Annotated in this window: 10 protein-coding genes; 3 read left to right on the forward strand and 7 right to left on the reverse strand. The window is 58.3% G+C overall.

The genetic code is table 11. The features are described 5' to 3' along the window. Positions 1 to 299: 299 nt before the first annotated feature. The 3 genes from pcnB to VGJ94_00850 form a co-directional block, all read right to left on the reverse strand. A complete protein-coding gene (pcnB, locus tag VGJ94_00840) occupies positions 300 to 1,631 on the reverse strand; it encodes a polynucleotide adenylyltransferase PcnB (protein HEY3275138.1) in 1,332 nt (443 codons plus the stop codon). 195 nt (positions 1,632 to 1,826) lie between these two features. After that, on the reverse strand, positions 1,827 to 2,420 hold the full coding sequence (locus VGJ94_00845; GenBank protein ID HEY3275139.1) for a CDP-alcohol phosphatidyltransferase family protein: 594 nt from the start codon (positions 2,418 to 2,420) through the stop codon (positions 1,827 to 1,829). Then, the gene (locus VGJ94_00850) at positions 2,377 to 3,495 is read right to left on the reverse strand and encodes a hypothetical protein (protein HEY3275140.1); all 1,119 of its coding nucleotides are present in this window, start codon (positions 3,493 to 3,495) and stop codon (positions 2,377 to 2,379) included. The genes VGJ94_00845 and VGJ94_00850 overlap by 44 nt, the downstream gene beginning before the upstream one ends. Positions 3,496 to 3,739: 244 nt before the next feature. Here VGJ94_00850 and VGJ94_00855 point away from each other — a divergent pair, with 244 nt between their 5' ends. Continuing rightward, positions 3,740 to 4,327: a hypothetical protein gene (locus VGJ94_00855; protein HEY3275141.1), complete on the forward strand. Its 588-nt coding sequence runs from the start codon at positions 3,740 to 3,742 to the stop codon at positions 4,325 to 4,327. A gap of 92 nt (positions 4,328 to 4,419) precedes the next feature. On the opposite strand, the gene VGJ94_00860 is transcribed toward VGJ94_00855, so the two are convergent. Further along, positions 4,420 to 5,592: a saccharopine dehydrogenase NADP-binding domain-containing protein gene (locus VGJ94_00860; GenBank protein ID HEY3275142.1), complete on the reverse strand. Its 1,173-nt coding sequence runs from the start codon at positions 5,590 to 5,592 to the stop codon at positions 4,420 to 4,422. A gap of 163 nt (positions 5,593 to 5,755) precedes the next feature. Next, a complete protein-coding gene (locus VGJ94_00865) occupies positions 5,756 to 7,357 on the reverse strand; it encodes a carboxylesterase/lipase family protein (protein ID HEY3275143.1) in 1,602 nt (533 codons plus the stop codon). Between the two features lie 223 nt (positions 7,358 to 7,580). Between VGJ94_00865 and VGJ94_00870 the strand changes: the two genes are divergently transcribed. Continuing rightward, positions 7,581 to 8,450, forward strand: a complete 870-nt coding sequence (locus VGJ94_00870) for a FecR family protein (GenBank protein ID HEY3275144.1) — start codon at positions 7,581 to 7,583, stop codon at positions 8,448 to 8,450. A gap of 88 nt (positions 8,451 to 8,538) precedes the next feature. Here the strand turns inward: VGJ94_00870 and VGJ94_00875 are convergent, their stop codons facing one another. Further along, entirely contained in the window at positions 8,539 to 10,497 is a 1,959-nt protein-coding gene (locus tag VGJ94_00875) for an adenylate/guanylate cyclase domain-containing protein (protein ID HEY3275145.1), read from the reverse strand. Positions 10,498 to 10,740: 243 nt separating this feature from the next. Here VGJ94_00875 and VGJ94_00880 point away from each other — a divergent pair, with 243 nt between their 5' ends. Next, positions 10,741 to 11,706 carry an MBL fold metallo-hydrolase gene (locus tag VGJ94_00880; protein ID HEY3275146.1) on the forward strand — a complete coding sequence of 322 codons (966 nt, stop codon included), beginning with the start codon at positions 10,741 to 10,743 and terminating at the stop codon, positions 11,704 to 11,706. An 18-nt stretch (positions 11,707 to 11,724) separates the two neighbouring features. Here the strand turns inward: VGJ94_00880 and VGJ94_00885 are convergent, their stop codons facing one another. Further along, complete coding sequence (locus VGJ94_00885) at positions 11,725 to 15,111, reverse strand: response regulator (protein ID HEY3275147.1); 3,387 nt, start codon at positions 15,109 to 15,111, stop codon at positions 11,725 to 11,727.

Here is a 15,111-nt window from a genome sequence, read left to right on the forward strand (position 1 = left end):
TGTGGGGACATTTTTGCGCTCCGTTATAGGGGCTCGCGTCGCCCCCTCCGATAGCAAAAGCTATCGGAGCCTCCCCTTCTCGCCTGCGGTGCGGGCTACATCACGCAGAGGGGTTATTCGGGGACGTGTACGGGCTGGATCGACGCTTTTTCTATTCGTGGATGAGCGGACTTTTTGGCTTCTTGCCCAGTACAGGCCTCACGTCGCCCCTCGCCCCTGTGGGAGCTAGGCTGACTCGGGAGGACTTGTTTCTTTTCCATTTTCCGCTTCAACGCATCACACGAACTACTAATAGGGGCTTACGTCGCGTCTTCCCTGGGACCTCTCGGTTTTCGCCTTCTCCTTCTCCGCCTCTTCCTGGGGGCTTCCTCGGTGGCCTCATTCAGAAGCGCCATGGAATCGGGCTCCCGGAGAAAGGCATCCCACCATTCGACAAAAACGTGGAGGTCCTTTTTTGTTTCAGCTATGAGGCGGAGGTATGCCACGGCTTCCAGGAATTCAGGCCGGCCGGCCAGAGAGGCCGCCCTCCGGGGCGGCATTCTGCACAGGAACGTCTGGAGTGCGAGGATTGCGCGCAGGCGACCGCCGACCCGTCCGGGAACGGTTATTGTCTTCGCCACCTCTCCCATAATAGCGGCGCACGTCTCATTGAGCGCCTGCCGGCGCGGGATGCCCTCACGATGGCGATCGAGAACCGTCCCCTCCATTACTGGACCGAAGAGGGCCGCGAAAAAGAAGGCCGGCGATACGGGTGTGCCGCTCCTGCAGAGCCGGTCGATATAATCGAGGTTTTCATAGAGCAGGGCAGGACGGCGGCTGTCTCCATAGAACCACCGGCTCAAGTCGGGAAAAAGCGCGAGTATAAGCCCGCTTTTCTCCATGAGCTGAAATGCCGGTCCGGAAAATCCCGTCAGGAAAAGCTTCTGTATCTCTTCGTAGAGGCGCGCCGGAGAGACGCGGCAGATGGCGGAGGAGAGCTCGCAGAGGACCTCCCAGGCCACGGGCTCGATCATAAATCCATGGGATGCGGCGAACCGGACCGCCCGGAGCATTCGCACGGGGTCCTCCGTAAAACGGACACGAGGATCGCCGATGGTACGGATAAGCCGCTCTTTGAGGTCCATAAGACCGCTGGTATAGTCTATGATCGAAAAATCGGCGATATTATACGCAAGAGCGTTGATGGTGAAGTCCCGGCGCATCGCATCCTCCTCGGGCGTGCCGAAGAGGTTGTCCACGAGGACCATGCCTTCCTCGTTCGTAATATGGTGGCGGGCAAGGCGGCTATCGCGGTCGGTCTCTTCCGGGCTCTCCGCGTCCGAGGGGACGAAGGTCCGGCGAAAGGTGGAGACCTCTAACAGCTCTCCCTCGAACTGGATATGGGCCAGCCTGAAACGTCGCCCAATGAGGCGGCAGTTATGGAAGAGCTTTTTTATCTGGCCGGGCGTCGCATTGGTCCCTATGTCGAAATCTTTGGGGGTCCTCCCAAGGAGAAGGTCTCGTACGCACCCGCCCACAAGAAAAGCGATGAAGCCGCGCCTGTGGAGCCTGTAGAGCGTGCGCAGCGCATTCGGACTCACTTGCTTACGGGATATGCGGTGTTCCTTCCGTGGAATGATTCGTGGCGCCATCCCTTTCACCATACCATACCTTTGGGCGATTGAAAAAGTAAAAAGGCGCGGGAAGATGGTACTACGACGCTCACCAAAACCATGGATGCCGGCTTACCGCCCCGTTTAAGGGTGCCGGGACGTGGGGAAAGGGTGACGATTTTATCGATTTATGCGCCTTAAGGACATTCATACCAGCCACGGATGGGGGGTGCCTCAATTTCTTCGGGAGAGACGAGACACCCGCATGACGTAGGCCAGACGCTGGGCGGCCGAGAAGTTATTGAGCACGGCGAGAACCCACAGGGCTGCGGTCGTTTTGCCGGAGAGGAGTCCCAGCGCCAGGAGGAGAATGCGCTCGAACCGGGTGAAGAGGCCCACGTCCCTGGCGTCGACACCCGCCATGGAGGCGCGGGAGCGTATAAGGCTACCGAAAACCGAGCCGAAGAATGCCACGAAAATCAGCACCACTTCCGAGCCCATTCTATTGTTCAGAGAGAGCCATAAAAGACCCAGGTAGACCGCGAAATCACCGCAGTGGTCGGCAACAGAGTCGAGAAAGCCGCCGAAAGAGGTTTCGCGGCCGGTCAACCGCGCGAGTTCCCCGTCCGCGGCATCGAGGAGGCCTCCCGCGAGCAATAGGCAGGCTCCGGTCAGCAGGTATCCCCGGGATAGCATAAGCCCGGAGATCACGATAACCACGAGTCCCGCCAGGGTCACCATATCGGGGCCCATGCCCAATCGAGTCAGAGGGAAGAGCAGCGGCTTAAGAAGCTTTCTCTCCCATGCTCGCAGCCATCTCGCCAGCATCGGTTCTCCCAGGGCGCCCCCCTGCCCATTTTTCGCGGATCGTCTCCAGGGCCTCGGGGTCCGCCGTATCAATCGGGGGTGATTTAAAATAGAATGCACAGGCTTCAGGGATTATACCACCGACGCCCCTGTCCAGTGCGCCCTTCCCCAGCCGGATAAGGTCGGCCACCGAGCCCGCGCAATTCGGCTTATCGTCATTTTCGAGACGGACTTCAATCCTCACGAGGGAGCCGCCGAAGACGGCCGCGTCAATTTCGATAAAGGCGGTTTTCACCGCGCCTCTGGTCGGATCATAGTGGTGGCCGATGTGGGACACCCCTTCTGTCACGTACCTCATCAGCGACTTGCGCTTTGAAAGGATCTTCGATTCGCTTCGAAAGACGAAATTGGCGAAGTCCGTATTCCCCCCCACATTGATCTGGGAGGTCTTCGTAAGATTCGCTCCGCGCATCTCGAGGAGGCTGAGGAGGGCCCGGTGTAAAATGGTCGTGCCCATCTGGCTCTTGATATCGTCACCGAAAAGGGGAAGCCGCCGCGCGGCGTACTTCTCCTGGAAGCCTTCTCTCTGGGCAAAGGGTGTGGGGATACAGTTCACAAAAGCACACCCTGCTTCGAGCGCAGCCGACCCGTAGAATTCCGTGGCCGCCATGCTTCCCGTAGGCACCAAATTGACGAGTATCTCCGTCTTGTGCGCTGCGAGGACGGAAGGTACGTTCACTGCCGGGGAGGGTGATTCTCTCACGAACCTCGCCAGGTGGTCCGGGTTGCCGTCCAGCGTAGGTCCCCGGAACACAAGGGCAGGCGTGTCGACCCGGACGCCCTCTATGGGAATGAAATTATTCGGAGGCTGATAGATCGCCTTTGCCACGGGAAGCCCCACTTTGGCGTCCGATATGTCGAAGGCCGCCACGATCTCGATATCATTTACTCCATAGCCGCAAAGAGAAGGGAATATAAGGCCCGTCGTAGCTTCGGGATGGTCTCTGTAATAATGGATACCCTCGATGAGCGCGGACGCGCAGTTCCCCACTCCGGCGATTGCGACGCGAATCTTCCCCGGTGTGCTGTCTCTCATCAGATGACTTCCCTCCGTGCAAATGCGAGCGTGTGCGCCTCCCTGTCGATATCGCCGCTCTTCCAGTGTAATCAATTACTCTTTTATAAGGTTGACGGGCCCTCTTGTCAACAGGCGTTGCCCTTTTGCGTGCGAGGCGGCGGGCAGACCCGGGCATCGCAGCCCGGCGCCACTTTAAATTCTTGACAATGGCACGGGATGCATTAAAATAGGGAAGGCGGGGGCCCCTCAAGGAGATGGGACTATGAAACCATTCAAGATTTTGTCGGTCAATTTTTTTCTTACCCTCCTGCTCGTCTCGTGCGCTACCCCATATCTTCATTACAGGGACGATATGTTTGCGGGCAGGGGCCTCCTGGACGAGGGAAGCTACAAGGAAGCACGGGAGGTGTTTGTCAATGCCTCAAGGGAGCAGCGAAGGGCTGCGGCCTTTGCGTTCGCGGCGACCGCAAGCTATAAGATGGGCGACCTCCCCGCAGCCGAACAGTTCATAGCGGAGGCGGAGGCGGCCCCCTATGGGAATTATGTGTATGCCCGTATCCTGGGATATAAGGCCCTTACCCTTCTCGGGCAGGGCCGACAGGATGAAGGCCTGGCGGCACTCAAGGCCTATATAGATTATTACAAGCAGCTCTACCCCCTCATGTCCATAGAAAAGGTGGAGGATATGTACCAGAGACGTCAAGTGAACATGGCCAGGCTCGAGAGGCTCATCGATGACGAGGTAATAAATTACGAGCAGGAGATACAGCAGGCCGCGACCACGGGCACGGGCTACTACGCCACGAGACCTCCCATGGGCATAATAAATGAAGGTTTTACGATCTATTAGCGGGGTGGAAGCTCGGACGCGGCGCCATTCCCCGGCCGCTCAAAGAGTTTCTTCAGGCGGCGGCTTCCTTTTTTCTCCATCCCCCTTCCCGGTTATCCTTCTTCCTCCGTGATATCGAGAAGCTCTTCCTCTCTCACCTCCCGGGGATAGATGCAAAAGGGCGCGAGCTCGGCAAAAAACCGGTCGCCGTCGAGGGCGATCTCAGGCGTGAGCACTCCTTTTTTTGCTATCCTCCCTTCCGCGAACTGGTGAAGCCCGATGGCGAGCGGAACGCCCGTCATCGTTGCCATGTCTCGCGGCATTGCCTTCAGGGTCGCGGCTATGGTCATCCTTTTCCCTTCCCTCTCCCCTTTGGCGAGGGCGAAAAGGAGGGGAAGGCGGGGACCCTCGAACAGGCTGTAAAGGGCGGCAATTCCCCGCTCGATCAGGGAATCCTCCTGCGACCACTCGATAAGCTTGTGTCCCGCCTCTTCGAGGGTGAGCGCCCCTCTGTCGATCTGCTCCGAAAGCTTTTGAAAATAATCGGCGGCGAGCCCCGGCATAACCATATAACAGGACGAATTGCGAATCTCCGGATAGGACCATGAAAAAGAGACAGGCTCGGGATGACCCACGGTCCATACCTTTCTTGTCCCCCGTCCGGGGTAATCGAGCATTACCTCTCTCAAAGGGCCCACCGGTGTGAGCTCGCCCGATCTCCTTTCGAGGATCCTTCCGGAACATTGCTTCATCCAGTGGACGATGGCCGCCGAATATTCGAGCTTGTTCGTTCCCTCCGCGGTTTTTTCCTCTATATTCCAGGCGGCATGGAGCTCTTCCGTCGAGGTGAGCATGCCGTGAATCTTCTGAGCGAGCATGTTGGTGATGCCCGGAGTCGCTCCGAGCCCGACCACCGCGGTAATGCCCGCCTTTTCCGCTTCTTTTCCCAGATCGAGCATATCCCTGGTGGGCTCCGGATCATCGCAGATATCGAAATAATGTACCCCTGCCTCTATGGCCGACGTGAGGACAGGCACGGCAAACCGGAAGAAGGGCCCCACGCAGTTGAGGACCCCATCGTGCTGCCTCATGAGGGCCACGAGCGCCGCCCGGTCCAACACGGAGATGGCGCACGAACCCGCCTTCGGTCCGCACTGGTCCGCCGCCGCCTTTGCCGCATCGCCATCGAGGTCCGCAATGGTCATGGCTGCAATTTCTTTAAAATCAACCGCTGTTTTCGCGGCCGCCCTCCCCATAGCCCCTGCCCCAAGACACAAAACTTTCATGATACCTCCTGAAAAACCGTGAATCGGATAAGGGAAATCGGAAATAGTCACGACCTGTTCCCTTTCTCAACCTCAACCTGTTCCCGTGAAGCCGGAAATCGTATAGCGGAATTCGGAAATAGTTACGACCCGTGCTTTTTCTCACCTCAACCTGTTCTTTCCTCTACCTGCCTTTATCCTTCCCTCCGTACCTCAGCTTCTCCACGAAGTCGCACTCTTTCTTGCTGAGTCCCGCTCTCGGGCCCACTATGGCGCCTAATTCCATGGATACATCTTTCTTCTCGTCATAGGCAGGCCAGCGGGGCAGTCTCCTCGCGTTGGGGTCGCCTGTGGCCGCGAAGGCAACCCAATATTCCATCATGGTCCGTGAGAGGGAGCGGTCATAGTCGGTGGGCAGGATGATGCCCAGGTTTCCGAACACATACTCGATCTCCTGCCCGTGAAAGGCGCCGTATTCCTTCAGGAGCCCCTTTTCCGGAACATGGGTAAAGGAATAGAGATAAGCCTTACCCCCCTTCCGGGCCACGGCCCTCGCAAGGGAGCGGGCAGGCCCGAAAAACCAGAGGGCGCCGAGAAACCGGTTGGAGGGGGAATCTATCCCCTCCTTCTCATCGAGGGGGAAAAGGCGAAGGATCTCTTCGGCAGGGTTGCCGAAATTTTCCCGGAGCCAGCTCTGGTAGAGGGCCGGGGAAAGGCCGTCTGTAAAAAGAGATGCCTCGTCCCTGTTCGTACCCACTATGAGGGGTATATGAGGGATCTTACCTTCGGAAAGGAGCCTCTCCGGCTCCGCGGGCAGGAGCCGCCCATCGATTACGGGCGCGAAAAGAAGGCCTTCCTTCTTGAAGATAAATTCGAGAGAAGTCGCGGCTGCCGACATGATCTCTTCGGGCGTCTTTCTCCTCATGGCCCCTGCCACGTCTTTCTCTTTATCCGAGCCGAGGCGTGCGGCAAGTTCCTTGCCCATGGTAAGGGCCTCCCTCATGGAACCGTGTGCGGCAGGCATGACATAGCGGTTGCCGGTGGGGGCCCCGCTTTGGAGGATCGCACGATGAAAAAGACCTTGCGCAGAAGGAGAGAGAAGAAGGGCGCTTATTGAAAGGGCTCCCGCGGATTCGCCGAAAAGGGTCACCCGTTCCGGGTCTCCCCCGAAGGAGGCGATATTCTTCTTCACCCATCGCAAGGCCTCCATTTGATCGAGGATCCCGTAATTGCCCGAGGTGCCGGAAGGCGATTCAGCGGATAGGGCGGGATGGGCGAGGAAACCGAAGGGCCCGAGGCGGTAGTTGAGGGTCACGACCACCACGCCCTCCCGTGCGAGCCCTGCACCTGAATATCCCGCCAAAGAGCCCGCCCCTGTCATGAACGCCCCTCCGTGGATCCACACCATCACCGGGAGAAGGGGTTTGCCCGCTGCCTTCTCAGGGGCCCAGATATTGAGATAGAGACAATCTTCGGAGGTCCTGCCCACCTCGCCCCCGCCGTCCAGCTCCGATACCTGGGGCTGAATACAGGCCGGCCGGAATTCTCTGCACGGGAGATCTTCCTTCCACTGCCTTACGGGCCGGGGTTCCTTCCAGCGGTTCTCTCCCATCGGGGGCTCCGCATAAGGAATGCCCCGGAAGATCTCCACATTCTTCTCCACTATGCCGATTACCGGGCCGCTCGGCGTGGGCCGCTTTACAGAGGGGTTCTTCATGCAGCCCGGGCACGCGATGAAGGACAGGATAAAGACGATGAGGGCGGCGATTCGCGTTTTGTCGGCCATTTCGTTCACTTTACCGAAATACGGCAGATTCGTCAAGGCGCCGGGCGGCCGGGCCTTCGCCTTTACGGGGGAGCCTCCCCGGGATGGACGAGTGAAGATTTCCCGTGGATTTTCATAAAAAGGTTGTGGTAGCCTTTCGCCTGGAGATCTCAAAAGGCCTTTAGGGGGGACTTTCACGGTACTGTTCCTATAAGGCAGTCAATTCACTCACAGGAGAGTTGCCATGAATATGTGCGGATCGATCAGGAAATTTATCTTATGGCTGGTGGTGTTTCAATTATTCTTTCCCCTTCAGCTCCTCGCGGAAGGGGTGGGGAAGGTTATTGATGTGCGGGGGGAGGTCGCCCTCAAAAGGGCTTCGGGGACTGCAAAGCCTCAAGTCAACGATCCGGTGTTCGTGAAGGATACCTTGAGGGCAGGGGAGAAATCCCGGGCAAAACTCCTTCTCGTCAATAATACCCAGGTAAGCGTAGGGTCGGGATCCTCCCTCGAGATCACCGAATTCCTCGTAAAGGACGGCAAGGAATCAGGCGCCCTGTCCCTCACCTCCGGTGCGGTGCATACGAAAATCCTTAAGGCCCTGACTCCTGAGGCGCGGTTCGAGGTCCGCACCCCGAACGCGGTTGCCGGCGCCCGGGGCACGGAGTGGCTCTCGGTCGTGACAGCCGGGACAGGAGCAGTGCCCCCAAAATCGGATTTCTATACATTTGAAGAGAAAATATCGGTAGTCAACCCTGAATTCCCCGATAAGGGCGTGGTGGTCAAGGCGGGAGAGTATACCGAGGTAGTCAAAGGTTTCCCGCCCACGGCCCCGGTGGCCTTCAGCGTTGCGGCCATTCTGGGAGTTCTTGCGGAGTTGGGGGTCTCGGCGCCCGGTGCAGCTGGGGGCGCGAATTCGGCAGCGGGTCAGGCCGGTAGTACTGAGGGAGCGGGTGCGGCGGCAGGAATGGGAGCGGGCACCATGGTCGGCATTGCAGCCGGTGCGGCCCTCCTGATAGGCGGCGTCATCGCAGCCACCGGCAGTGGAGGAGGCGGTGCGGGCGTTGGCCTCACCACGACCCACAGGAACCCGAACCCTTATCCTGTAAGATAATAATCGAGAGTGAACGCTTAAATAGCGGTTTTGCACCAGGGGAGGCCTCCCAAGGGCCTCCCTCATTTCCTGAAGGGCCTTCGGCCGTCTATTTTTCCGTATAGGAAACTATCTCTTTTGTCTCGCACTCGATGACGAGAGACCTTTCTCCTTCTTCACGCGCTTTAAGCTCGTAGATGCATACGGGCGTGGTCCTGCCCTTTACGATCACCTCTTCGAGGCCTCTCACCTCAAGGCTTTTCAGGCTTCCCTTATCGATCAGGGTACGTATGGCGTCGAGGGTGGGCTCGGTAATCATGATCGGGGCATCGTACTTCCTCGTAAGCCCCTCCACGCGGGAGCCCAGGTTCACATTGTCGCCTATGACCGTATATTCCATCTTCTTGCCCTCGGCGCCAATGTTGCCCACCACCACCTCTCCGGTGTTGATGCCGATGCCCGCATCGAGTACGGGCTTGCCCTCGATTCCCCATTTTTTTTGAAGCTCCCGAAGCCTTTTCCTCATATGAAGGGCGCATTGCACGGCAAGGGCCGCGTGGTTTTCCTGGGGCACGGGCGCCCCCCAGAAGGCAACGATCATATCGCCCACGAATTTATCGACTGTGCCGTCCCAGGCGAGGATGATGTGGGTCATCTCACCCAGGTACTCGTTGAGCATGGCCACCACCTCTTCCGCGGGATATTTTTCCGAGAAGCTCGTAAAATCCTTTACGTCGGAGAAGAGGACCGTGACCTCTCTCCTTTCCCCTCCGAGCCTCGCGAGGCTCGGGTTCTTTATCAGCTCGTTCACGATCTTTTCCGTGACGTAGCTCGAAAACATATTCCTGATCCTCTTCGCGTACCTCTCCTCGGTCGTATACCGGTAGGCGGTAACGGCGAGATAAATGACGAGGATATTGTTCGCCGGATAGCTGAGGCCGATCCAGAGTCCCCGCTGAAAAAAGAGGGAATAGGTCGCGACAAAAAGGGCGGCAACCGCGCCGAGACAGAGAAGGGCACCCCAGAGGGCCTTTACCCGTAGGCTCAGGGCCAGGAAAAACATCCCTGAGATGAGGACGATCGCGAGGTTGACGACATTATCCGCTTTTACCACAAAATGATTATGGAGGATCGAGGCGATGACGTGGGCATGCTTCTCCACGCCGGGCATGGCCGGAGAGGCGGGGGTCACCCTGAGGTCGTAGATGCCCACCGCCGTCACCCCAAGTATCACGATCTTGTCTTTAACTTTCACCGTATTTTGTGTGCCGTCGAAAATATCGGAGGCGGACAGATAGGGAAAGGTCTTCTCGGGCCCGTAGTAATGGATAAGGGACCTTCCCCACTGGTCCGTGGGTATGAGCAGATCGCCGAGCTTCACCCCATGTGTGGCGAGAAGGACCATCTGCCCCGCGGGGAGACCGAGGAAGAGCCTGGCGGCCTGAATATCGATGGAGGGATAGATCTCGCCGTCATATTCAAGGGCCATGGCCTCCCACCGCAAGACCCCGTCTTTGTCGGGGAACATGTTGATGTGACCGAGGGCGGAGGCGCCCGCGGAGAGCCTTTCCAGGGGAAGGAGCACGCTCGCGGCAGAGACAGGCGGAAAGAGGCGGAGCCTCTCCGGGTTCTTTACCAAGGAAAAGGCGCTCCCCAGGAGGGCCTCGTCATCGCTCTTCCTCTGCTCGCTCCCAAAAGAGAATACCATGGGGAGGATCACCCGGCCCGACCCCCTCACCGTCTCTTCGAGCCGCTCATCGCCCCGTGATGGTTCGCTCAAGATTATGTCCGAAACGATGACCTTTGCACCCATCTCCGAGAGTCTCTCGATGAGGGTCGCGATCCGCTCCCTCTCCCAGGGCCACCTCCCCAACCTCTCGATATCCCGGTCGTCGATCCCCACAATAGTGATTTCCCCGGGGGCATTGCTCTTCCCGTGGATCTGGTACCTCATGTCGTGGAGCAGGAGCTCGAGCCGTTCGAAAGGAAGGAATTTCGTGACGGAAAAAAACGAGAAGAGCAGGGTGCTCGCCACGCCGAAAAGGATGGGTATGAGGATTTTCTTCATGCCGGCTGCGCCAACACGGGCGCCTCGGGAAGGAACTGCCCCTGCAGGGATGAGCGGCTACGCAAAAAAGATGGGTGCATGAAGAAGAGTATCACGGCTGAAAACGGGAATACAACATATTTGCAGCCCTCTCGAGTCGTGGCGTCCAGCCTGTAGCATGTCCGACCCATGTGATATTTCACTTGTTTCTCCGGGACCTTCTTGTGTTACTATAGGGGGAAAATAGGGCCGGGGAGGTATTGCGTGAAAGTCCATTTCTGGGGTACTCGGGGGTCGCTGCCCGCGTCAATTACATCCGGCGCGGTGAGAAAAAAGATCGTCAAGGCCCTTTCCGCGGCGCGGGGCAGGGAGTTTATCAACGATGCAGAGATAGAGCAATTCCTCGACGAGCGCCATGCCGCAGGAGACCTTCCCTTCTCAACCGTGGGGACTTACGGGGTCAATACATCCTGTCTTCAGATCGCAGGCGGCAATGAGTACGTGCTCTGTGATGCGGGCACGGGCATACGCGATTTCGGCGACCACCTGCTGCGGCTTACGGACGCCGGGCCTTCGACATTCCATATCTTCATGTCCCACCTTCATTGGGACCACATCCAGGGATTCCCTTTTTTCGGCCCTGCCTACAGGCCGGGAAACCGCATCACCATTTATGGTCTCCACAAAGAACTTGAAAAGGCATTCACCGGGCAGCAGGAATATCCCTATTTCCCCGTCCCCTTAAAGGCCATGGCCGCGGACATCCGGTTTGTGCCCTTAGAGCCCGACCGGGAATATGAGATTGCGGGCTTCGCCGTAACTGCCAAGACACAAGACCACCCCGGTGTCTCCTACGGCTACCGCTTTGAAAGAGAGGGAAAAGCCCTCGTCTACTCCACGGACTGCGAGCACAAAGGCGACGCCTTCGAGGGCTACGCCTTTCTCGACTTCTTCGCCGGCGCCGACCTCCTCGTCTTCGAAGCCCAGTACCCTCTCCTCGAAGCCATCTCCTCAAAAGAAAACTGGGGCCATTCGAGCAACATCATGGCCGTGGAGTTCAGCGTACGCGCAAAAGTGAAGCGCCTCTGCCTCTTCCACCACGATCCCGCCTTCGACGACGAGAGCCTCGATAAATTCCTCAATGATACAATGCGATATCTCAAGATCTACGCCGAATCGTCCCTCCTCCGGATAGACCTGGCATACGATGGGCTGGAAATAGAGCTGTAGGACCAGGATTTGGGGCCGTTATTCTTCCTTGCGTGCATCAAGTACTTTCTGCACCGCCTCAGCCAGTTCCTGTTTTGTAAGGGGTTTCATGAGGTATTCTCTGATCCCCGCCTCCCTTGCGATCTCCGGTGAAGCCGTCTCGCTGTGACCGGTGCAGAGGATGATGGGGATATCGGATCGTATCCTGAGAATCTCTTTGGAGAGCTGAACCCCGGTCATTCCGGACATGGTATGGTCGGTGATGATAAGGTCGAAGCGCGTGGGATCGGAAGAAAAGGCTTCAAGGGCCTCGGCGCTGTCGGTCATGGTCATTACCGTATAGCCGAGTTTTGAAAGGACCTGCTCAGCCCATAAGACGAGCATCTGTTCATCATCGACAAAGAGGATGCGCTCCCTGCCTTCAGACGACCCGACCGTGCGGGGCATCTCTTCAATTGCTTCGCTCTTTATCTTGGGAAGAAGAACCCGGAAGGTAGATCCTGCCCCGGGCTCGCTCTCTACGGTGATGGTGCCCTGGAGGTCCTTGACGATCCCGTAGACGACCGCAAGACCCATGCCGGTGCCTTGTCCCACTTCCCGGGTGGTAAAGAAAGGCTCGAAGACCCGCTTCATCACCCCGGGGCTCATGCCTGCCCCGGTATCCTTCACTGCGAGCTGCAGGTATTCTCCCGGCAGCGCATCCGGCTCCACTACGGGCGAGTCCGGCGCGAATTCGATATCGGTGAGGCTTATCTCCAATATTCCACCTTTCTCCTGCATGGCAAGGGAGGCGTTGGTGGCGAGGTTCATGAGAATCTGCTGCACCTCGACCGCGGAGGCGAGGATCGTATCCGAGGATGCGGCGTGAGTAAGTTTGATCTCGATGGTGGCGGGTATGGAAGCCCTGAGGAGTTGAACGGTTTCTTTGATGAGAGGCGTGAGGGACAGGGGCGTTCTCTCGTAGTTGCTTTTTCTACTGAAGGCGAGGATCTGCTTCACCAGGTCTCTCGCCCTCATTGCCGATTTGAGGACGTTCTGCAGGCTTCTTCCTACCTCCGGACGGTCTAAGGTGTCATCCACCGCCATCTCCGTGAACCCGAGGATCGCCGCAAGGATGTTGTTGAAGTCATGGGCGATCCCTCCCGCGAGGGTACCGATGGCCTCCATCTTCTGAGATTGGCGGAGCCGTGATTCTACCTGCTCGCGCTCCTTCGTTTCCTCCTTCAGGCTTTCGTATGCTTTGCGCAGTTCCTCGGTGCGTTCTTCGACGCGCAGTTCAAGCTCATGGTGAGCTCTTTGAAGGGCCTCTTCAGCTTGTTTGCGTGCAGTGATGTCAATAAAAGCGCCAATGGCGCCATTGGGAGTTCCATAGGGATCTTTGAGCGGGGTGGCGTTGCCGATGAGGGAGCGCGTGGTCCCATCTGTAAAAACGAGGTCGAATTCGTAGTCTCTTATCTCACGACCCCGCGCTGCCTGTTGGACGGGAAGCTGATCGACCGGTATTTCTCGTCCATCCCTCATGACGCGGAAAGTCGTGGGCTGCTCTCCCTGAGGTGCTGATATGGAGACGTTAGCCAGCAGGGGCACGCCGACCAAATCGTGGGTGGCGCGGTTGCCCCTCATGTACCTGCTATCAGGATCGTGGGTAATAAACACAAAGGCGGGAACGGCCTGCATTACCGCCTCCAGTTCCATAGCCCGGTTGACCGCGATAGTCGTAGCATTTGCCAGTTCAATGTCAGCACGCTTCCGGTCGGTGATGTCAATGATTACGCCGAGCATGCGGTGGGCTTTGTCGTCCGAATCGTACAGGCAGACGCCTCTGGTCTCAACCCAATGCAGGCTGCCGTCGGGCCAGATGATCCGATACTGTAGCTCGAGCGGCTTACGCTCCTTTATACAGCGGAGTGACTCCCCTTCGACGAGCGGCAGGTCCTCCGGATGAACCCGGTCTGCCCATCTGCGATAGTCGTGTTCCGTAGTGGTATTGGTAGTGGTGGTCGCGGTAGTAGTAGGCAGGGCGTAGCCGAAGATGGCATCATGAGCCTGAGTCCAAAGCACTTTGCCCGTGGCGAGCGTCCAGTCGAACATGCCGATTCGGGTGACGCCGGCAGCCAGTGCGAGGCGCCCCTCACTCTCGCGTAGTGCCTCTTCCACCTGCTTGCGCTCGACCACTTCCCGTTCCAACTCGGCAGTCCGGTTTTGCACCAGGTCCTCCAGGTGGTCCTGATGCAGGATCAGGCGGGCCCGGGCCTTGTACATCGAATCGACAACGAAGCAGATCATCGTGCAGCTCAAAAAAAAGAAGAGCAGGTTCACCCGATCGGCCGGGTTCCCGATAGCGAAGCGGCCCGGGGGTCCGATCCAGAAATAATTGACAATAAGGGCCGAAAGAACGGTTGCGAGGAAGCCGGCACGGCGGCCCCCGTAGAGGGCGGCCAGTACTACGGCAGGATAGAAAATAAGAAAAGAGGTCTGTGCTCCAAGAGTCGGTGACAGCGCAAATCGCACGGCTGCAGCCGCAAGCACAATCGCTACGGCCACCCCGTAGCGGTAGCGTTCCGGAAGCGGCTTTTCCACCGACGGTATAAGTGGCAGATCCGATTCGCGGAGTGCGGCGGAGGCGGCAATGAGCAGATAGACCCCGCCGAGCCACTGCGCTATGCGGCCCAGCCAATTCACTACACTGCCGAGGGACAACTGGATCATTACGCCGAATAGCCCGGTCGCCAGGAGAAGCAATGCGAGGGCGTACCAGGAGGCAAAGGGTGCGCGCTCGGTGCGCTGGTGGGTGAGGAGCAAACCGGCGGAAAGCACGAACGTGGCGATGGCCGAGATGAGCACGCAGTAGCGTACCGGCGTGCCTCCCTGTCCTGAAATAAAAAAAACGGGCAACCAGTTTGCCAGCGCCGCCTGCGTTACCAGCCACAACGCGGCGAGGGCGAGGGCGCAGCTTACTCCCAGCCACAGAGGCTTGGCACGCAGCGGTCGATGCTTCCGCATCGAGAGGGTGGCGCCCGCCAGGTGGCACAGTCCCGCCAGCAAGATGGTGACATTGAAGATGGTGACATTGATATTCGCATCGCCGCGGGAGACGGCGTCCCCCACCGTGCCGGCCAGGCTCCAGAGGACCACCCCGCACTCCAGAAGCAGGAGCCCCGGCATACCTGACGCCAGGAAACTCCGGCCGATGAGAAAGAGGGTGCCCAGCGAGACCAACGTGTAGAAGGTGAAACTCAGGATGAGCGTCAGAGTCTCGGACGTGTAGGATTCGCTCAGGCTCGCCGCCCTTCCCGCGATGATGGCCGCGGCCAAAAGCGGAATCGGCAGCAAGGCGAGGCGCGCTAGTCTTCGCGGCGCTGGCCCCTGTGCCGGTTCATACCCGATCCCGGAACCAGGACCACTGCCGGCGCTCTGACCGTTCAT

It is taken from the genome of Syntrophorhabdaceae bacterium (assembly GCA_036504895.1).
In the GTDB taxonomy this organism is placed as follows: domain Bacteria; phylum Desulfobacterota; class Syntrophorhabdia; order Syntrophorhabdales; family Syntrophorhabdaceae; genus PNOM01.